Origin of the sequence: Pseudomonas gozinkensis (assembly GCF_014863585.1) — a bacterium.
Lineage (GTDB): Bacteria > Pseudomonadota > Gammaproteobacteria > Pseudomonadales > Pseudomonadaceae > Aquipseudomonas > Aquipseudomonas gozinkensis.
In genome coordinates, this window is sequence record NZ_CP062253.1 from 1497748 (window position 1) to 1517164 (window position 19417).

General features: G+C 62.0%; 17 protein-coding genes. 12 read left to right on the forward strand and 5 right to left on the reverse strand.

The features are described 5' to 3' along the window. Positions 1-271: 271 nt before the first annotated feature. Positions 272-472: a hypothetical protein gene (locus tag IHQ43_RS06670; protein ID WP_007957826.1), complete on the reverse strand. Its 201-nt coding sequence runs from the start codon at positions 470-472 to the stop codon at positions 272-274. A 642-nt stretch (positions 473-1114) separates the two neighbouring features. Here IHQ43_RS06670 and pcaR point away from each other — a divergent pair. The 11 genes from pcaR to pcaC all read left to right on the forward strand — a co-directional run bounded on the left by pcaR (position 1115) and on the right by pcaC (position 12136). After that, positions 1115-1957: a pca regulon transcriptional regulator PcaR gene (gene pcaR / locus IHQ43_RS06675; protein WP_192563794.1), complete on the forward strand. Its 843-nt coding sequence runs from the start codon at positions 1115-1117 to the stop codon at positions 1955-1957. Positions 1958-2252: 295 nt separating this feature from the next. Further along, complete coding sequence (pcaK, locus tag IHQ43_RS06680) at positions 2253-3599, forward strand: 4-hydroxybenzoate transporter PcaK (RefSeq protein ID WP_007957828.1); 1347 nt, start codon at positions 2253-2255, stop codon at positions 3597-3599. A 287-nt stretch (positions 3600-3886) separates the two neighbouring features. Next, on the forward strand, positions 3887-4744 hold the full coding sequence (locus IHQ43_RS06685; RefSeq protein WP_003222404.1) for a CoA transferase subunit A: 858 nt from the start codon (positions 3887-3889) through the stop codon (positions 4742-4744). After that, positions 4744-5523, forward strand: a complete 780-nt coding sequence (locus IHQ43_RS06690) for a CoA-transferase subunit beta (protein WP_192563795.1) — start codon at positions 4744-4746, stop codon at positions 5521-5523. Before IHQ43_RS06685 ends, IHQ43_RS06690 begins: the two co-directional genes overlap by 1 nt. Beyond that, complete coding sequence (gene pcaF / locus IHQ43_RS06695; protein WP_173861369.1) at positions 5520-6725, forward strand: 3-oxoadipyl-CoA thiolase; 1206 nt, start codon at positions 5520-5522, stop codon at positions 6723-6725. The genes IHQ43_RS06690 and pcaF overlap by 4 nt, the downstream gene beginning before the upstream one ends. A gap of 36 nt (positions 6726-6761) precedes the next feature. Beyond that, positions 6762-7466 carry a protocatechuate 3,4-dioxygenase subunit beta gene (gene pcaH, locus IHQ43_RS06700; RefSeq protein WP_007957831.1) on the forward strand — a complete coding sequence of 235 codons (705 nt, stop codon included), beginning with the start codon at positions 6762-6764 and terminating at the stop codon, positions 7464-7466. 1 nt (position 7467) lies between these two features. Next, entirely contained in the window at positions 7468-8034 is a 567-nt protein-coding gene (gene pcaG / locus IHQ43_RS06705) for a protocatechuate 3,4-dioxygenase subunit alpha (RefSeq protein ID WP_192563796.1), read from the forward strand. 188 nt (positions 8035-8222) lie between these two features. Further along, positions 8223-9518: an MFS family transporter gene (locus IHQ43_RS06710; RefSeq protein WP_192563797.1), complete on the forward strand. Its 1296-nt coding sequence runs from the start codon at positions 8223-8225 to the stop codon at positions 9516-9518. A gap of 46 nt (positions 9519-9564) precedes the next feature. Then, positions 9565-10929, forward strand: coding sequence for a 3-carboxy-cis,cis-muconate cycloisomerase (locus IHQ43_RS06715; protein ID WP_192563798.1), 1365 nt, complete (start codon positions 9565-9567; stop codon positions 10927-10929). A gap of 12 nt (positions 10930-10941) precedes the next feature. Further along, positions 10942-11733 (forward strand): 3-oxoadipate enol-lactonase, encoded by a 792-nt coding sequence (gene pcaD, locus IHQ43_RS06720; protein ID WP_192563799.1) that lies wholly within the window; start codon positions 10942-10944, stop codon positions 11731-11733. Positions 11734-11743: 10 nt separating this feature from the next. After that, complete coding sequence (gene pcaC, locus IHQ43_RS06725; protein WP_011332825.1) at positions 11744-12136, forward strand: 4-carboxymuconolactone decarboxylase; 393 nt, start codon at positions 11744-11746, stop codon at positions 12134-12136. 144 nt (positions 12137-12280) lie between these two features. Here the strand turns inward: pcaC and IHQ43_RS06730 are convergent, their stop codons facing one another. Both IHQ43_RS06730 and IHQ43_RS06735 read right to left on the reverse strand, forming a co-directional pair. Next, positions 12281-13096 carry a methyltransferase domain-containing protein gene (locus tag IHQ43_RS06730; RefSeq protein ID WP_192563800.1) on the reverse strand — a complete coding sequence of 272 codons (816 nt, stop codon included), beginning with the start codon at positions 13094-13096 and terminating at the stop codon, positions 12281-12283. Positions 13097-13263: 167 nt separating this feature from the next. Next, positions 13264-14523, reverse strand: a complete 1260-nt coding sequence (locus tag IHQ43_RS06735) for an OprD family porin (RefSeq protein ID WP_192563801.1) — start codon at positions 14521-14523, stop codon at positions 13264-13266. Here IHQ43_RS06735 and IHQ43_RS06740 point away from each other — a divergent pair. After that, positions 14522-14845, forward strand: coding sequence for a hypothetical protein (locus IHQ43_RS06740; protein WP_192563802.1), 324 nt, complete (start codon positions 14522-14524; stop codon positions 14843-14845). The two genes, IHQ43_RS06735 and IHQ43_RS06740, sit on opposite strands and share 2 nt — an antisense overlap. Here the strand turns inward: IHQ43_RS06740 and emhC are convergent. Both emhC and emhB read right to left on the reverse strand, forming a co-directional pair. Further along, entirely contained in the window at positions 14811-16271 is a 1461-nt protein-coding gene (gene emhC / locus IHQ43_RS06745; RefSeq protein WP_192563803.1) for an efflux RND transporter outer membrane subunit EmhC, read from the reverse strand. The genes IHQ43_RS06740 and emhC overlap by 35 nt on opposite strands. Further along, positions 16268-19417 carry an efflux RND transporter permease subunit EmhB gene (gene emhB / locus IHQ43_RS06750; RefSeq protein ID WP_192563804.1) on the reverse strand — a complete coding sequence of 1050 codons (3150 nt, stop codon included), beginning with the start codon at positions 19415-19417 and terminating at the stop codon, positions 16268-16270. Before emhB ends, emhC begins: the two co-directional genes overlap by 4 nt.

Consider the following 19417-nt stretch of genomic DNA (forward strand, 5'->3'; position numbering starts at 1 on the left):
TATCAAGGTGCATTACCCAAGCTTTTTGCAGGGTTTTGCAAGGCATTGATTAAATTGAAAAAAATGCGAGGAGCCGGCGGATTGGCCGGTTGTCGGGAGGGGGCTGAAACTTGTATGAAATATCTGAGAAACGCGTCTGACATGCTCCAGGCCTGCGCAATACAGGGGAGTTGGCCGCTGCCCGCGGGTAGCGGGCGCGCAAGGCATCGTCAGTCCACCGCGCTTGTAGCCCGGTGAGTACGCTTACCCTCGAAAGTCTCAAAGGAAGCCATCAAGGCTCTTCGGCTTTGAGTTCCTCTTCCATTTTTTTCAGTTCTTGCTGGAAGACCTGATCCTGAACGGTAGGGCGTTTGCGCCAGGCTTTGCGTTCCGGTTCGGGCTGGGCGGCGTAGGTGGTGACTTCCCCGCCGTAAACTTCCTTGTAACGTTGTTCCTGGCGCTCAAGTTCCGCGCGCAGTTCGTCTTTCGTCACAGTGCTACCTGTATGAGTTGAGTTAAATGTCTGGTGAAACGCACTGCAACGAATCATTTAACCGGTTCGCCAACAAGCGCTTGCCCGGGCAGGCAGCGGTATTGTCGGGAAGACGGTCAGGACTTCCGTGTTGCAGGCGGCTACGGCACCAGATTAAAACTGACGCAGCATCAGTTTCCAGTTTCAGCGAGCGCGCTGGCGGTGCATGAGTAATGCGCATCAGGCGCTGGCCGGGGCTGGCGGCGATGGACATCGCGCCAGCGGGTGACACCGTCGGCAAATAAAAGCGCGGTGTCACTGAGGTGCATTATAGCGGCCGAATCGGGATTGACTATCTTTGCCAAGTTAAAAACGGTTCCGGATGTGTGATTGTTTTGTGACGTGCAACTTTCATCAATAGTTGCATCGTTGTTGCCCGGTGTTTGGTTTCTGGCGCCATTTAGTCGAACAACTAAAGCGTGTTAACTACGCAGGCGTTCCAGGTTCAAATCCGCTCTGTGCATCCGGTGGGGCTGGAAAGGGCGATTGCGATTATCGGTCGACGGTTCGATAATCGCCCGGTGTTGGCGGTCTGTCGCTTGTGTATCCGCCGGCGAGCCGCTTGTATAGCCGTTGATCCGAACAAGAAAAAAAGGACCTGACATGAACGATCAAATGCGCAATTCCTTCACCTCGGTAGCGCCGCCGATCGTCGCTTCGCCGGCCAAGCGTATCCAGGCCCTGACCGGTGATCCGGATTTCATGACCTCCCTGGCCCGTGGCCTGGCGGTGGTGCAGGCGTTTCAGGAGCGCAAGCGCCACCTGACGATTGCCCAGATCAGCCACCGCACCGAAATTCCCCGCGCCGCCGTGCGCCGTTGTCTGCATACGCTGATCAAGCTCGGCTACGCCACCACCGACGGTCGCACGTATTCGCTACTGCCCAAAGTGCTGACCCTCGGTCACGCCTATCTGTCTTCGACGCCGCTGGCTGTTTCCGCCCAGCCTTACCTCGACCGCATGAGCGAGCAACTGCACGAGGCCTGCAACATGGCCACGCTGGAAGGCGACGACATTCTCTACATCGCCCGTTCGGCCACGACTCAGCGTCTGATTTCGGTGGATCTCTCGGTGGGCGGGCGGTTGCCGGCGTATTGCACGTCGATGGGGCGGATCCTGCTGGCAGCGCTGGACGACACCTCGCTGCGCGAATACCTCGACCACGCCGAACTGGTGGCCAAGACCAGCCGCACCCTTCACACCCCCGAAGCCTTGCTCGAATGTCTGCAGGAAGTGCGGCAGCAGGGCTGGTGCATCGTCGATCAGGAACTGGAGCAAGGTCTGCGTTCGATTGCCGTGCCGGTTTACGACGCTTCCGGCCAGGTGGTGGCCGCGCTCAACGTCAGCACCCATGCCGGTCGCGTCAGCCGTACCGAACTGGAACAGCGCTTTCTGCCCGGCCTGTTGAGCGCCAGTCGCGACCTCAGCGCGCAGTTGTTCGCCTGATGAAGCTGTTCGATAAACGCACAGAGTTGCGTTTATCGAATTGACGCTAAAACCCCCGGATCATTAATGTCGCGGCAGCGTCATCCGGCGCGAATGTGAATGAGCCCGCCGGATTGTCGACTCCCATAATAATGACAAGAGGCAACTTCCCATGCGCACGTTCCCCGACCGTCGCCGCTCCTGTTCCTGTTGCCGGTATTAGCGCAACGCCTGATTCCTTCCTTATATAGTTGTGACCGTGCCGCTCTCTGGCCGGCCGCCGTTCGACTGCGTTTTCTTGCGTGGAATAAAAATAATGAACCAGCCTCAGTCCGCTGTAGGTCACTGCCTCGACGTGCAGTCCTTCATCAACGCCCAACCGATCTCGCGCTATCAATGGCGCGTGGTGATCCTGTGTTTCCTGATTGTGTTCCTCGATGGTCTCGACACCGCGGCCATGGGTTTTATCGCGCCGGCCTTGTCCCAGGACTGGGGCATCGACCGCGCCAGTCTCGGTCCGGTGATGAGTGCCGCGCTGATCGGCATGGTCTTCGGTGCGTTGGGCTCCGGCCCATTGGCTGACCGTTTCGGGCGAAAAGTCGTACTGGTCGGGGCGGTATTTCTGTTCGGTGCTTTCAGCCTGGCTTCGGCCTACGCCACCAACGTCGATCAGTTGCTGGTGCTGCGTTTCCTCACTGGTCTGGGCTTGGGCGCCGGGATGCCGAACGCCACCACACTGCTGTCGGAATACACCCCTGAGCGCAAGAAGTCGTTGCTGGTGACCAGCATGTTCTGCGGCTTCAACCTCGGCATGGCCGGCGGCGGATTCATCTCGGCCAAGTTGATCCCGGCATTCGGCTGGCACAGCCTGCTGCTGATCGGCGGGATCCTGCCACTGATCCTCACCGTGGTGTTGCTGCTCTGGCTGCCCGAGTCGGCGCGTTATCTGGTGGTGCGTAATCGTGGCACCGACAAAGTGCGCAAGACCCTCGCGCCCATTGATCCAGCCACCGTCGCTCAAGCCGCGAGTTTCAGCGTGCCGGAACAGAAAACCGTAAAGGCGCGCAACGTGTTCGCGGTGATTTTCTCCGGCACCTACAGCGTCGGCACGCTGCTGTTGTGGCTGACCTATTTCATGGGCCTGGTGATCGTTTACCTGCTGACCAGCTGGCTGCCGACCCTGATGCGCGACAGCGGCGCGAGCATGGAGCAGGCGGCGTTTATCGGCGCGCTGTTCCAGTTCGGCGGGGTATTGAGTGCAGTCGGCGTAGGCTGGGCGATGGACCGGTTCAATCCGCACAAGGTCATCGGCATTTTCTACCTGCTGGCCGGGGTGTTTGCCTACGCGGTGGGGCAGAGCCTGGGCAACATCACGTTGCTGGCGACGCTGGTGCTGGTGGCGGGCATGTGCGTCAACGGCGCGCAATCGGCGATGCCGTCGCTGGCGGCGCGGTTTTATCCGACTCAGGGCCGGGCGACCGGTGTTTCGTGGATGCTCGGCATCGGCCGCTTTGGCGCGATTCTCGGGGCGTGGATGGGCGCGACCCTGTTGGGGCTGGGCTGGAATTTCGAACAGGTGCTGACGGCGCTGGTGATTCCGGCGGGGTTGGCCACGGCTGCGGTGGTGATCAAGGGCCTGGTCAGTCATGCGGATGCGACTTGAGTTGAGTCATTTTGATCCGCGCTGAATGTTCCGGCGCCTTCGCGGGCAAGCCCGCTCCCACATTGGAATGCATTTCAAAATGTGGGAGCGGGCTTGCTCCGAGCGGCGTTGCGGCGAAGGTTGTGATGTTGATTGATAGGTTGATAACAATCTGTTCGATAAACGAACACTCAGTCGATTATCGGATTGTTTGGCGAAAATCAGCGGCTTAATCTTCAGTGACTCCGGCGCAGAACCTCGCGCCTTTTTATCACTGGCGATTCATTACAAAAACAGGAGCCCGCTCCATGGCTGAGATCCTTTCGCTGCACGACGCGGTGAAGCAATTCGTCAACGACGGCGACACCGTCGCGCTCGAAGGCTTCACTCACCTGATCCCTACGGCGGCGGGTCATGAAATCATTCGTCAGGGCAAGAAAGATCTGACCCTGGTGCGGATGACGCCTGACCTGATCTACGACCAACTGATCGGCGCCGGCTGTGCACGCAAGCTGATCTTCTCCTGGGGCGGCAACCCTGGCGTGGGTTCGCTGCACCGTCTGCGCGACGCGGTCGAGAAACAATGGCCGCACGCGCTGGAAATCGAAGAACACAGCCACGCCGACCTGGCCAACGCCTACGTCGCCGGCGCCTCCGGTCTGCCATTCGCGGTGCTGCGGGCCTACGCCGGTTCCGACCTGCCGAAGGTCAACCCGCTGATCAAATCCGTAACGTGCCCGTTCACCGGTGAAGTGCTGGCGGCGGTGCCGTCGGTGCGTCCGGACGTGACCGTGATCCACGCCCAGAAAGCCGACCGTCAGGGCAACGTGCTGCTGTGGGGCATTCTCGGCGTGCAGAAAGAAGCCGCACTGGCCGCCAAGCGTTGCATCGTTACCGTCGAAGAAATCGTCGACAACCTCAACGCGCCGATGAACGCCTGCGTGCTGCCGACCTGGGCCTTGAGCGCGGTCTGCCACGTACCCGGTGGCGCGCATCCTTCCTACGCCCACGGTTACACCGAGCGTGACAATCGCTTCTATCAGGCGTGGGATCCGATCGCCCGCGACCGTGAGACGTTTACCGCGTGGATCAACGAATACATCCATGGCTGCGCTGACTTCAGCGAGTTCCAGGCCAAGTTGGCCGCTGCTTCGGAGGCCAAGTAATGACTTACACCACCAATGAAATGATGACCGTCGCCGCGGCCCGTCGCCTGAAGAACGGCTCGGTATGCTTCGTCGGCATCGGCCTGCCGTCGAAAGCCGCCAACCTGGCGCGCCTGACCTCGTCGCCGGACGTGGTGCTGATCTACGAATCGGGCCCGATTGGCGCCAAACCCAGCGTATTGCCACTGTCCATCGGTGACGGCGAACTGGCGGAAACCGCCGACACTGTCGTGCCGACCGGTGAGATTTTTCGCTACTGGCTGCAGGGCGGACGCATCGACGTCGGTTTCCTCGGTGCAGCGCAGGTCGACCGTTTCGGCAACATCAACACCACGGTGGTCGGCGACTATCACCAGCCGAAAGTCCGTCTGCCGGGTGCCGGTGGCGCGCCGGAGATCGCCGGTTCCGCGAAAAGCGTGCTGATCATCCTTAAACAGTCGGCGCGTTCGTTTGTCGACAAACTCGATTTCATCACCTCGGTGGGCCATGGCGAGGGCGGCGATTCGCGCAAACGTCTCGGCCTGCCGGGCGCCGGCCCGGTCGGGATCATCACCGACCTGTGCATCATGGAGCCGGAAGAGGGCACCCATGAATTCGTGGTCACCGCACTGCATCCGGGCGTGACCCGCGAGCAAGTGGTCGCCGCCACCGGTTGGGCGATCCGTTTTGCCGACAGCGTGTCCACCACTGCCGAGCCGACCGAAGTCGAGCTGACCGCCCTGCGCGATCTCGAAGCCCGCACCGCAGCGGCCCACGGCCAGGCACCGGGAGAAGCATGATGCGTGACGTTTATATCTGCGATGCGATTCGTACGCCCATCGGTCGTTTCGGTGGCGGTCTGGCGGCGGTTCGCGCCGACGATCTGGCCGCCGTGCCGATCAAGGCCCTGATGGAACGCAACCCATCGGTGGACTGGAGCGCCATCGACGAAGTGTTCCTCGGCTGCGCCAACCAGGCCGGCGAAGACAACCGCAACGTCGCGCGCATGGCGCTGTTGCTGGCCGGTCTGCCGGACAGCGTTCCGGGCGTCACCCTCAATCGCCTCTGCGCGTCGGGCATGGACGCCATTGGTACAGCGTTCCGCGCCATTGCCAGTGGCGAAATGGAGCTGGCGATTGCCGGCGGCGTCGAGTCGATGTCCCGCGCACCGTTCGTAATGGGCAAGGCTGATGCGGCGTTTTCGCGCAACATGAAGCTGGAGGACACCACCATCGGCTGGCGTTTCATCAACCCGTTGATGAAAGCGCAGTACGGCGTCGACGCGATGCCGCAGACCGCCGACAACGTCGCCGACGATTACGAAATTTCCCGCGAGGATCAGGACGCTTTCGCCCTGCGCAGTCAGCAACGTACTGCCGCCGCCCAGGCTGCCGGCTACTTCGCCGAGGAAATCGTCGAAGTGCGGATCGCCCACAAGAAGGGCGAAACCGTGGTCAGCCAGGACGAACACCCTCGCGCCGACACCACGATTGAAGCCCTGACCAAATTGAAGCCAGTCAACGGCCCGGACAAGACCGTCACCGCCGGCAACGCTTCGGGCGTCAACGACGGTGCCGCCGCGCTGATTCTGGCTTCGGCCGAAGCAGTGAAAAAACACGGCCTGACTGCCCGCGCCAAAGTGCTGGGCATGGCCAGCGCCGGGGTCGCGCCACGGGTGATGGGCATCGGCCCGGTGCCGGCGGTGCGCAAACTCACCGAACGCCTTGGTGTGGCGGTCAGCGATTTCGATGTGATCGAACTCAACGAAGCGTTTGCCAGCCAGGGTCTGGCGGTATTGCGCGAGCTGGGTCTGGCGGACGACGCCGCCCAGGTCAACCCGAACGGCGGCGCGATTGCCTTGGGCCACCCGCTGGGCATGAGCGGCGCGCGTCTGGTACTGACCGCGCTGCATCAGCTGGAAAAGACCGGTGGCAAGAAAGGTCTGGCGACCATGTGCGTCGGCGTCGGCCAGGGTCTGGCCCTGGCCATCGAACGCGTCTGACGCAAGCCGTGACGAACAAGAACAGAGGAAAGCGAAATGACTGACAAGCCTGGTTACCGCCGCCCGCAGGAAGGCACCCAGCCGCCGTACCTGCACCCGAATTATCAATCCACCAATCTGCGCTCGCCGTCCAAGCCGTTGGTGTTTTTGCCGCACTCGCTGTCGGAAATCACCGGCCCGACCATCGGTGCCGAGCGTGTGGCCGACACCGATAACGATCTGACCGCCCAGCATCAGGGCGAGCCCCTCGGCGAGCGGATCATCATTCACGGGCGCGTGCTCGACGAAGACGGTCTGCCGGTGCCGGGGATTCTGGTGGAGATCTGGCAGGCCAACGCCGCCGGTCGCTACAACCACGCTCGCGATCTGCACGACGCACCGCTGGACCCGAACTTCACCGGCACCGGCCGCACCGTGACCGACGCCGACGGCTGGTATCAGTTCCAGACCATCAAGCCCGGCGCCTATCCGTGGGGCAACCACCACAACGCCTGGCGCCCGGCCCACGTGCATTTCTCGCTGTTCGGGCCGAGCATCCTGACGCGTCTGGTCACGCAGATGTATTTCCCGGGCGACCCGTTGCTGCCGTATGACCCGATCTACAACTGCGTGCCGGACACCTCGGCCAAGGAACGCCTGATCGCCGCTTTCGATCTGGAAAAAACCATTCCGTCCTACGCCCTCGCTTATCGCTGGGACATCGTGCTGCGCGGCCGCGAAGCCACGCCGATGGAGAAATGAGATGACCCTGACTGCGACCACGTCCCACACCGTCGGGCCGTATTACCACATCGGCCTGACCTGGCTGAACCGTGAAAACCTCGCCAACGAACTGACCCTCGGTCAGCGCGTGGCGATCAGCGGGCAAGTGGTGGACGGCAACGGCGATGTCGTCAACGACGCCATGCTCGAAGTCTGGCAGGCCAACGGCGCCGGCAAATACGATCACCCGGAAGACGAGCAGGCCAAGCCGCTCGATCCGAATTTCGAAGGTTTCGGCCGGGTGCCGGTGGACGCCGAAGGGCGCTTCCGTTTCACCACCATCAAGCCGGGCACGGTCGAAGGCCTGAAGGGCTCGACCCAGGCGCCGCACCTGGTGGTGCTGGTGTTCGCGCGCGGTCTGGTGAAGCACCTGCTGACGCGGATCTACTTCGAGGGCGATCCGGCGAACGTCAATGATCCGCTGCTCGAATGCGTACCGGCCGAGCGCCGCACCACGTTGCTGGCGAAGCCGGATGCAGCGGGTGTCTATCAGTGGAATGTGATTCTGCAGGGCACTGACGCCGAGACCGTGTTCTTCGATTACTAGAACACCACTTAACTCTGTGGGAGCGAGCTTGCTCGCGATGGCGGTAGATCAGTGACGTTTGTGCTGAATGACACACCGCATCGCGGGCAAGCCCGCTCCCACAGGGATTTGCAGCGCTTGAGTATCTGTGGAACGGGACTGTTGCGAAGTGTGTCTAGACTCTCACTGTCCCTATCGAGTGAAAAACAATGACAACCACCACCTCCCATTACACCGGTGAAGAGCGCAGCAAGCGCATCTTCGCCATTGTCGGCGCGTCGTCCGGCAACCTGGTCGAATGGTTCGACTTCTACGTCTACGCCTTCTGCGCGATCTATTTCGCCCCGGCGTTCTTCCCCTCCGACAACCCCACGGTGCAGCTGGTCAACACGGCAGGCGTGTTCGCCGCCGGGTTCCTGATGCGACCGATCGGCGGCTGGATTTTCGGCCGGGTCGCGGACAAGCACGGGCGCAAGAACTCGATGCTGATCTCGATTCTGATGATGTGCTTCGGTTCGTTGCTGATCGCCTGCCTGCCGACTTACAAGGACATTGGCGTCTGGGCGCCGTTGCTGCTGCTGTTCGCGCGACTGCTGCAAGGCCTGTCGGTGGGCGGTGAGTACGGCACCACCGCCACCTACATGAGCGAAGTCGCGCTCAAGGGGCAGCGCGGGTTTTTCGCCTCGTTCCAGTATGTGACCTTGATCGGCGGGCAACTGCTGGCGGTGTTGCTGGTGGTGATCCTGCAACAATTTCTCTCCGAAGAAGAGTTGCGCGCCTACGGCTGGCGGATTCCGTTCGTGGTCGGTGCGGCCGCCGCGTTGATTTCGCTGTTCCTGCGCCGTTCGCTGAAAGAAACCACCAGCAAGGAAATGCGCGAGAACAAGGACGCCGGCAGCATCCGCGCACTGTTCCGCGACCACAAGGCTGCGTTCATCACCGTGCTCGGCTACACCGCCGGCGGCTCGCTGATTTTCTACACCTTCACCACGTATATGCAGAAGTACCTGGTGAACACCGCCGGCATGCACGCCAAGACCGCCAGCTACATCATGACCGGCGCGCTGTTCCTGTACATGTGCATGCAGCCGCTGTTCGGCATGCTCGCCGACAAGATCGGCCGGCGTAACTCGATGCTCTGGTTCGGTGGCCTCGGCACACTGTTCACGGTGCCGATCCTGCTCAGCCTGAAAAGTGTCGGCAGCCCGTTCCTGGCCTTTGTGCTGATCACCCTGGCACTGGCGATCGTCAGCTTCTACACCTCGATCAGCGGTCTGGTGAAAGCCGAGATGTTCCCGCCGGAAGTCCGCGCCCTCGGCGTCGGTCTGGCGTATGCAGTGGCCAACGCGATCTTCGGCGGTTCGGCAGAATACGTCGCCCTGAGCCTGAAGGCCGGTGGCATGGAAAACGCGTTCTACTGGTATGTCACGATCATGATGGCCGTGGCGTTCCTGTTCAGCCTGCGCCTGCCCAAAGAAGCGAAGTATTTGCACCACGACCTTTAAAACGATGCGCGCGGGCCACAACGGCCCGCGCCGGCAAGGACTGTTTATGACTCAGCGACCGGGCAATCAATTGTTCGATGCCTACTTTACTGCCCGCGATATGCGCGACGTGTTCTGCGATCAGGGCCGGGTGCAGGCGATGCTCGACTTCGAAGCGGCGCTGGCCCGGGCCGAAGCGCGGGTCGGATTGATTCCGGGGGGCGCTGTCGCGTCGATCGAAAACGCCTGCCGCGCCGGGCTGTTTGATTTCGCAGCGTTGGGCGAGGCGATTGCCACGGCTGGCAACTCGGCGATCCCGCTGGTGAAAGCATTGGGCAAACAGATTGCTGCGACCGATGCTGAAGCCGAGCGCTACGTGCATCTGGGCGCCACCAGCCAGGACGTGATGGATTCCGGGCTGGTGCTGCAATTGCGTCAGGCGCTGGCGTTGATTGAAGGGGAGCTGGTGCAATTGGCTGACGCCCTCGCCATTCAGGCGCAGCGCCACGCCGCGACGCCGCTGGCCGGGCGCACCTGGCTGCAACATGCGACGCCGGTGACGCTCGGCATGAAGATCGCCGGTTGGCTTGGCGCGATCACTCGCAGCCGGCAGCGTCTGTGCGAACTCAAACCGCGACTGCTGGTGCTGCAATTCGGCGGCGCCTCGGGCACCCTCGCGGCGCTCGGCGAACAAGCGATGCCGATTGCCCGAGCACTGGCTGAAGAACTGCAACTGACTCTGCCGGAACAACCGTGGCACACCCAGCGCGATCGCATCGTCGAGTTTGGCGCCGTGCTCGGGCTGATCGCCGGCAGCCTCGGCAAACTCGGCCGCGACATCAGCCTGTTGATGCAGACCGAAGCGGCAGAAGTGTTCGAACCCTCGGCGCCGGGCAAGGGCGGTTCCTCGACCATGCCGCACAAGCGCAATCCAGTGGGTGCGGCGGTGTTGATCGGCGCGGCGACCCGCGTGCCAGGGCTGCTCTCGACGCTGTTCAGCGCCATGCCCCAGGAGCACGAACGCAGCCTCGGTCTGTGGCACGCCGAATGGGAAACCCTGCCGGAGATCTGCTGCCTGGTGTCCGGCGCACTGCAACAGGCGCGGCTGCTGGCCGACGGTCTGGAGGTCGATGTCGCGCGCATGGCCCGCAACCTGGAATTGACCCAAGGTCTGGTGCTGGCCGAAGCGGTGAGCATCGTCCTCGCGCAACGGGTCGGCCGCGACACCGCGCATCATCTGCTCGAACAATGCTGCAAACGAGCGGTGGCCGAACAGCGCCACCTGCGGGCGGTACTCGGTGACGAACCGCAGGTGACCGCCGAACTGAGCGCAACCGAACTGGATCATCTGCTCGATCCCGCCCATTACCTCGGTCAGGCGCAGGTCTGGGTCGAGCGGGCAGTGGCCGAACACAACGCATTGTCTGACTGAAAGGAGAGGGCTGTGGCTTTCGTTCAACTCGCCGATGGCGAACTGCATTACACATTGGAAGGCCCGGTCGATGCGCCGGTGCTGGTGCTTTCGAACTCGCTGGGCACCGACCTGCACATGTGGGACGTGCAGATGCCGGCCTTCACCGAACATTTTCGCGTGCTGCGTTTTGATACGCGCGGGCACGGCCAGTCGCTGGTGACGCCGGGCCCTTACAGTATCGAGCAACTGGGCCGCGATGTGTTGGCGCTGCTGGATGCGCTGCACATCGAGCGCGCACATTTCTGCGGTCTGTCGATGGGCGGGCTGATCGGCCAGTGGCTGGGGATCAATGCCGGCGAACGGCTGAACAAACTGATCGTCTGCAATACGGCGGCAAAAATCGGCGATCCGTCGGTGTGGAATCCGCGCATCGAAACCGTGCTGCGCGACGGCCCGGCGGCGATGGTCGCGTTGCGGGATGCGTCGATTGCCCGTTGGTTTACCCCGGACTTTTCTGCCGCCAATCCGGCAGCGGCCAAGCAGATCACCGACATGCTGGCCGCGACCAATCCTGAAGGTTACGCCGCCAACTGCGCGGCGGTGCGTGATGCGGATTTCCGTGAGCAGTTGTCGTCGATCAAGGCGCCGCTGCTGGTGATCGCCGGTACCGAAGATGCGGTGACGCCACCGTCCGGCGGGCATTTCATTCAGGAGCATGTGCGCGGCGCCGAGTACGCCGAGTTCTATGCCGCACATCTTTCCAACGTTCAGGCCGGCGACGCGTTCAGCGACCGTGTGCTGACCTTTCTGCTGGCCGATTGAGGGGATTTCCGTGGACGAGAAACAACGTTACGACGACGGCATGCAAGTGCGCCGCGCGGTGCTCGGCGACGCTCACGTCGATCGCAGCCTGACCACGCTGACCGAGTTCAACTCGGAATTCCAGGAGATGATCACCCGTCACGCCTGGGGTGACATCTGGACCCGTCCGGGCCTGCCGCGCCACACCCGCAGCCTGATCACCATCGCCATGCTGATCGGCATGAACCGCGAGGGTGAACTCAAGTTGCACCTGCGCGCAGCGGCCAACAATGGCGTGAGCCGCGGCGAGATCAAGGAAGTGATCATGCAGAGCGCGATCTACTGCGGGATTCCGGCGGCGAATGCGACCTTTCACTTGGCCGAATCAGTCTGGGATGAGCTGGGTACCGAATCCCGAGAGTGACGGCGGCTGATCCGGCCTCATCGCTGGCAAGCCAGCTCCCACAGGGGCTTCGGTGGACACGAATTTTGTGAACGACAGAAAACCTGTGGGAGCTGCCGTGCGACGATTCGACTTGCCAGCGATGGCGGCAGTTGCATTGATACATCACACCTTGGCGACAATGAAAATCCGCTTGAACGCAAATAGCGTATGGCCGTTTTCCTCCTGCGGATAATGCGCATGCACCCGCATCAGGTAGTGATAAATGAAGCGCGCCTGTTCCTCCGGCGTCAGCCCCTGCATCACCGGCCGCAGTGCCGACACCTTCACCCAGTCATAAATCGGTGAGCTTCCGCGCACGACCTGCAACTGTTCGGTTTCCCAGATCTCCAGCGACCGGGTCAGCGGCGCGAGCAACCGGTAGTAATCCTCCAGCGACAACAACGGTCGCGCCGCCATGCGCTGGCGCAATTGCGCAGTGCCGATGGGTCGACCGCAGGGGCCGGCATCGTCGAGGGTGTCGAGCATCAGCCGATACCACAGCGCATCGCGCCAGTCCGGCATGTGGGCGGCCAGACAGCCGTCGGGGTTGAGGTGGCGGAGCAGTCCCGGCAACAGCGTTTGATGGTCATCGATGAAATGCAGCACGGCCGCGGCGAACAACAGGTCGGCCGGCTTGCGGGGTTTCCAGTGTTGCAGCTCGGCGTGTTGCCAGCGCGCCTTGATCGGCAGGCAACGGGCGACCTGAAGCATGTCTTTCGAACTGTCGATGCCCTTGATATCTGCCTGGGGCCAGCGATCGGCCAGAACCTTGGTGGCTATGCCGGTGCCGCAACCGAGGTCATAAATGCGTCGAGGATTGTCCAGGTCGACGCGGCCGAGCAGTTCATCGACCGGTTGCTGCCTGAGACGGGAAAACTGCTGGTACGCCCTGGCGTCCCAGTCCTTGTCGGCGGGGGGCGGGTTGAATCGGGTGATCATGAGGTGGACCTCCAGTGATCAGCAGGGTCTTCCGATGACAACCTGGCCAAGTCTTGGGGACCGACATCAACAGATAACGGAAGCGAAGAGGGTGGAGCTCCTGAGTCCTTCAGGTTTTTCCACTTTAAATGATGGCTGGCGCAACGCCAGCCATTCGGACAGGCGGCTTAGAGCAGGCTGATCGGATAGCTGACGATCAACCGGTTCTCGTCGAACTCGTTGTTACTGAAATCACGACGCATGGTCGAGTTGCGCCATTTGACGTTCAGGTTCTTGAGCGCGCCGCTCTGCACCGTGTAGCCCAGTTCCGATTCGCGGCCCCATTCCTTTCCGTCGGTGACAGTGCCGGTGTGCACGTTGTCGCCGCTGATGTAGCGGTTCATCAGGGTCAGGCCGGGGAGACCGAGGACAACGAAGTTGTAGTCGTGGCGGATCTGCCAGGAGCGTTCCTGTGCGTTGTCATAGCTGGCGTTGTAGCTGTCGTTGGCCAGGGTGCCGCCGCTGGTGCCGTTGACGCGCATCCAGGCGCTGTCGCCGGTGAGTTTCTGCAGGCCGACGTAGAAGGTGTGGCCGCCGTATCGGGCCGAGAACAGGCCCGACCAGGTCTTGTTGTCGAGGTCGCCGGCGCGGGCACTGCCGTCGTCCTTGCCGTAGAAGAAGCCGAGGTTGGCGCCGAGGGTCCAGTCGCCGATTGGCTGGCTGTGGATCAGGTTGACGTACTGCTGGCTGTAGATGTCCTTGAGCTCGGCGTTCCACAAGCCGATCTGCGTGCGCTTGTCATTGAACACGTATTCGCCGCCCTGGAAGTTGAAGCGGTCTGAAGTGAAGGCAGCTTTGCCGGTCATCGACATGTCGCTCATGCTGCTGTCGTCTCGGGGGCTGTTGGCGCGGAACTGGCCGCCGTAAAGGGTCAGGCCGTCAATTTCCTTCGAAGTGATCTGGCCGCCGCGAAAGGTCTGCGGCAGCGAGCGACCGTCGTCCGAGCGCAGGATCGGCAGCACCGGCATCCACTCGCCGACCTTCACCTCGGTCTGCGACAGCTTCGCCTTGAACGCCACGTTGGTGCGGCCGAAGTTGTCCGCCGGGCGCCCGTCATGATCCAGCGGCAACAGTTGCGTACCGCCGGTGCCCTTGCCGCCATCGAGCTTCACCGAATACAGCCCGAGAACGTCCATGCCGAAACCGACGGTGCCCTGGGTGAAACCGGATTTCGCGTCGAGGATGAAGTTTTGCGTCCACTCTTCAGCCTTGCCCTGGGCCTTGGTCGGGTTGGTGAAGTTGCGGTTGATGTAGAAGTTGCGCAGGTTCAGGTTGACCTTGGCCCCTTCGATGAAACCGGCTTCTTCTGCCGCAGCGGGCAGCGCGGCGCCGGCCAGGGCGAGGGCGATCAGGCCGGGGAGTGCGTAGGGCGCAGGGGAGGTTGTCATGGGCTCGGGTCTCTCTTGTTTTTTTGGGCAAACGGGGCCACTGCGGCCGTTTTTGTGGCGCAGAAATACGATGGATTCAGTGGGCGAAGCGGCGGCGATCAGCCGGATGGAGCAGGGCGCGGGAGCATGTGTCGAACCTGTTGTTATTGGTTTTGTGGTTCGAATGGTGCGGGGGGCGGGCGAGGCGATTCAATCGGCGAAAGTGGAATTTGGGCGATTATCGAACGCAAGATTGGCAGGCAACAAAAAGCCCGCCAATCGGCGGGCTTCTTGTGTTCACCGGAAGATCAGAACAACTTCATCTTCGGCGCTTCTTCTTTGAGCGGCTCGTTCTGCGCGGTCTGCGCATTCCAGCCACCGCCCAGGGCCTTGTACAGGTTGACCGCACTGGTCAGCTGCGCGAGGCGGTCGGTGATCAGCGATTGTTGCGCGCTGAACAGCTGACGCTGGGCATCGAGGAAGGTCAGGTTGCTGTCGACGCCGATGCGATAGCGACGCTCGGCCAGGCGGTAGTAGTCCTGGTTGGCGGCGACGAAATCACGCTGGGCCTGCAACTGCTCGGTGTAGGTCTGGCGGGCGGCCAGGCCGTCGGCGACTTCCTGGAAGGCTGTTTGAATGGACTTCTCGTAGTTCGCCACGCCGATGTCCTTCTGGATCTTGGCGTAGTCGAGGCTGGCGCGCAGGCTGCCGGCGTTGAAGATCGGCAGGTTGATCTGCGGCTGGAACAGCCACGTGCCCGAACCGCCCTTGAACAGGCCGGACAGGTCCGGGCTCAGGCTGCCCGCGTTGGCGGTCAGGCTGATGCTCGGGAAGAACGCTGCGCGGGCCGCGCCGATGTTGGCGTTGGCCGCCTTCAGGTTGTACTCGGCCTGAAGGATGTCCGGACGACGTTGCAGCAGATCCGACGGCAGGCCGGCCGGCACATCGGCCAGCAGGTCATCCGACAGCGGTTTGGCCGCTTGCAGATTGGCCGGCACGCCGGTGCCGAGCAGCAGGGTCAGGCTGTTTTCGTCCTGTGCGACCTGGCGGGTGTAACGCGCCAGTTGTGCACGAGCGTTCTCGACCGAGGTGCGCGACTGCGCCAGGTCCAGCGCCGAAGCCACACCGACTTCGTTGCTGCGGCTGGTCAGCTTGTAGCTTTCCTCGAAGGCACCGAGGGTGTCCTGCGTCAGCTTGAGCAGTTCCTTGTCGGCCTGCCAGGTCAGGTAGGCGTTGGCCACGCTGGCGACCAGGCTGATCTGGGTGCTGCGGCGCGCTTCTTCGGTGGCGAAGTATTGTTGCAGCGCTTGTTCGCTCAGGCTGCGAACCCGACCGAACAGGTCGAGCTCGTAGGCGCTGATGCCGACGGTGGCGGAGTAGGAACTGGTGATCGTCGAATCACCGGTCTGCGACGCACGGGCCGGAACCCGCTGACGGCTGCCGCTGGCATTGGCCGACACGGCCGGGAACAGGTCGGCGCGCTGGATGCGGTATTGAGCCGCATAGGCGTCGATGTTCAGCGCCGCGACACGCAGGTCGCGGTTGTTTTCCAGGGCGACCTGGATCAGCTGCTGCAGGGCAGGGTCATGGAAAAACTGCTTCCAGCCCTGTTCGGCAGCGGCCTGCGCCGGTGCCTGGGCCGGCGAGTACGCCGGGCCCTGCGGGAACTGCGCGGCCACCGGTGCTTCAGGCTGCTGATAATCCGGTATCAGCGAGCAACCACTTAGCACGAACGCGGCGACTGCGATGGAGAGTAGCGACTTGCTCATTGGCCAGCCTCTTTAGGAGTTTCTATGGCGTCATCCTTGCCGGCGTTTTTGCGCTGACCCATGGACGACACAGTGACGAAGAACAGTGGAACCCAGAAGATCGCCAGGATCGTTGCAGTGAGCATACCGCCAATCACGCCGGTACCGATCGCGTGTTGACTGCCCGAACCTGCGCCAGTGGAGATAGCCAACGGTACAACACCGAGGACGAACGCCAGCGACGTCATGATGATCGGTCGCAGACGCATACGGCAGGCTTCAATGGCCGCATCACGCAGGCTGCGCCCCTGCTCGTGCAGCTCCTTGGCGAACTCGACGATCAGAATGGCGTTTTTAGCCGCCAGACCAATGGTCGTCAACAGCCCCACCTGGAAGTACACGTCGTTCGACAGGCCGCGCAGGCTGGTGGCCATCAGCGCACCGATGATCCCCAGCGGTACCACGAGCATGACCGCGATCGGAATCGACCAGCTTTCATACAACGCCGCCAGACACAGGAACACCATCAGCAGCGACAGGGCGTACAGCGCCGGAGCCTGCGAGCCGGACAGTCGTTCTTCGTACGACAGACCGGTCCACGAGATACCGACACCGGCCGGCAGTTTCTTGGCAATCGCTTCGACTTCGGCCATCGCTTCACCGGTGGAGTAACCCGGCGCCGGAGAACCGAGGATCTCCATCGCTTCTACACCGTTGTAACGCGCCAGTTTCGGCGAACCGTAGATCCACTCGCCCTTGGCGAACGCGGAGAACGGAACCATGGTGCCGGCGCTGTTGCGCACGTACCACTTCTTCAGGTCTTCAGGGCTCATGCGAGCGCCGGCCTGACCTTGCACGTAAACCTTCTTCACACGACCGCGGTCGATGAAGTCGTTGACGTAGCTACTACCGAAGGAGATCGACAGGGTGCTGTTGATGTCGGAAAGGCTCAAGCCCAGGGCTCGGGCCTTCTCGTCGTCGATTTCCAGGTGGTATTGCGGCTCGTCGTTCAGACCGTTCGGACGTACCTGGTAGAGCACCTTGCTCTGCGCAGCCATGCCGAGGAACTGGTTACGGGCTTCCATCAACTTGTCGTGACCGATACCGGCGCGGTCCTGCAGGAACACGTCGAAACCGGTGGCGTTACCCAGCTCCAGAACTGCCGGCGGGGCGAAGGCAAACACCATCGCATCGCGGAAGCTGAAGAAGTGCTGCTGGGCGCGTTGAGCCAGGGCGAACACGCTGTTGCTCGCGTCACGCTCGTCCCATGGCTTGAGCATGATGAACGCCAGACCCGAACTCTGGCCGCGACCGGCGAAGTTGAAGCCGTTCACGGTGAACACCGAGGCTACCGAACTGGATTCTTTGTCCAGCAAGTAGGTACGCATTTCATCGATTACCACCTGCGTGCGCTCGGCACTGGAACCGGCCGGGGTCTGCACCTGGGCGAACAGTACGCCCTGGTCTTCTTCCGGCAGGAACGCCGTTGGAATGCGGGTGAACAGCCAGATCATGCCGACCACGATCAGCAGGTAGGCCAGCAGATACGGCGCCTTGCGCTGCAGGATGTTGCCGACACCGCGCTCGTAGCTGCGCACGCTGCGGTCGAAGTTGCGGTTGAACCAGCCGAAGAAGCCGCGTTTCGGTGTGCCGTGCTCGCCTTTCGGAATCGCCTTGAGCATGGTGGCGCAGAGCGCCGGGGTAAAGATCAGCGCGACCAGAACCGACAGGCCCATGGCCGACACGATGGTGATCGAGAACTGACGGTAGATCACACCGGTGGAGCCGCTGAAGAATGCCATCGGCAGCAATACCGCCGACAGAACGAGCGCGATACCGACCAGTGCGCCCTGGATCTGGCCCATGGACTTCTTGGTCGCTTCCTTCGGTGACAGGCCTTCTTCGGCCATCACCCGCTCGACGTTCTCCACCACGACGATGGCGTCGTCCACCAGCAAGCCGATGGCCAATACCATGCCGAACATGGTCAGGGTGTTGATGCTGAAACCGGCGGCCGCGAGGATGCCGAACGTACCGAGCAATACCACCGGCACGGTCATCGTGGTGATGACGGTGGCGCGGAAGTTCTGCAGGAACAGGAACATCACCAGGAACACCAGCACGATCGCTTCTACCAGGGTTTCAACCACACCCTTGATCGACTCGGTCACCACCGGGGTGGTGTCGTACGGGAACACTACTTCCATGCCTTGCGGGAAGAACGGCTTGAGGTCGTCAATCGTCTTGCGCAGGGCTTTTGCGGTGTCGAGGGCGTTGGCACCGTTGGCCAGTTTTACCGCCAGACCGGAAGCCGGCTTGCCGTTGAACTGCGCCGCGATACTGGAGTTTTCACCGCCCAGACCGACATCGGCGACGTCACCGATACGGACTTGCGAGCCATCCTGGTTGACCTTCAGCAGAATCGCCTTGAACTGCTCGGCCGTCTGCAGACGGGTCTTGCCGATGATCGTGGCGTTCAGTTGCTGACCTGGCAGCGCCGGCAGACCGCCGAGCTGACCGGAGGAGATCTGAACGTTCTGCGCCGAGATCGCGGCGCTGACATCGGCCGGGGTCAGGTTGTACTTGTTCAGTTTGGCCGGGTCGAGCCAGATGCGCATCGCGTACTGGGCACCGAAGACCTGGAAGTCACCGACACCGGCGGTCCGCGAGATCGGGTCCTGCATGTTCGACACGATGTAGTTGGACAGGTCGTCCTTGGTCATGCTGCCGTCACGCGATACCACGCCGATCACCAGCAGGAAGTTCTTCACTGCCTTGGTCACGCGGATACCTTGTTGCTGCACTTCCTGCGGCAACAGCGGGGTGGCCAGGTTCAGCTTGTTCTGGACCTGGACCTGCGCGGTGTCGGAGTTGGTGCCTTGCTCGAAGGTCGCGGTGATGGTCATGCTGCCGTCGGAGTTACTTTCCGAGGACACATAACGCAGGTTGTCGATACCGTTGAGCTGTTGCTCGATCACCTGGACCACGGTGTCCTGAACCGTCTGTGCCGAAGCACCCGGGTAGGTCACGGAAATTGCAATGGCCGGTGGCGCAATGCTCGGGTACTGGTTGATCGGCAACTTGAGGATCGATAGAGCCCCGACCAGCATGATCACCAGGGCAATTACCCAGGCGAAAATCGGACGGTCGATAAAAAATTTCGACAT

Coding starts and splice junctions, on each gene's coding strand:
- IHQ43_RS06685 (WP_003222404.1), top strand. CDS start 3,887: ATGGCTGAGATCCTTTCGCTGCACGACGCGGTGAAGCAATTCGTCAAC.
- IHQ43_RS06730 (WP_192563800.1), bottom strand. CDS start 13,096: ATGATCACCCGATTCAACCCGCCCCCCGCCGACAAGGACTGGGACGCC.
- emhB (WP_192563804.1), bottom strand. CDS start 19,417: ATGTCGAAATTTTTTATCGACCGTCCGATTTTCGCCTGGGTAATTGCC.
- pcaR (WP_192563794.1), top strand. CDS start 1,115: ATGAACGATCAAATGCGCAATTCCTTCACCTCGGTAGCGCCGCCGATC.
- IHQ43_RS06735 (WP_192563801.1), bottom strand. CDS start 14,523: ATGACAACCTCCCCTGCGCCCTACGCACTCCCCGGCCTGATCGCCCTC.
- pcaF (WP_173861369.1), top strand. CDS start 5,520: ATGATGCGTGACGTTTATATCTGCGATGCGATTCGTACGCCCATCGGT.
- pcaH (WP_007957831.1), top strand. CDS start 6,762: ATGACTGACAAGCCTGGTTACCGCCGCCCGCAGGAAGGCACCCAGCCG.
- IHQ43_RS06740 (WP_192563802.1), top strand. CDS start 14,522: ATGGGCTCGGGTCTCTCTTGTTTTTTTGGGCAAACGGGGCCACTGCGG.
- IHQ43_RS06715 (WP_192563798.1), top strand. CDS start 9,565: ATGACTCAGCGACCGGGCAATCAATTGTTCGATGCCTACTTTACTGCC.
- emhC (WP_192563803.1), bottom strand. CDS start 16,271: ATGAGCAAGTCGCTACTCTCCATCGCAGTCGCCGCGTTCGTGCTAAGT.
- pcaG (WP_192563796.1), top strand. CDS start 7,468: ATGACCCTGACTGCGACCACGTCCCACACCGTCGGGCCGTATTACCAC.
- pcaK (WP_007957828.1), top strand. CDS start 2,253: ATGAACCAGCCTCAGTCCGCTGTAGGTCACTGCCTCGACGTGCAGTCC.
- IHQ43_RS06710 (WP_192563797.1), top strand. CDS start 8,223: ATGACAACCACCACCTCCCATTACACCGGTGAAGAGCGCAGCAAGCGC.
- IHQ43_RS06690 (WP_192563795.1), top strand. CDS start 4,744: ATGACTTACACCACCAATGAAATGATGACCGTCGCCGCGGCCCGTCGC.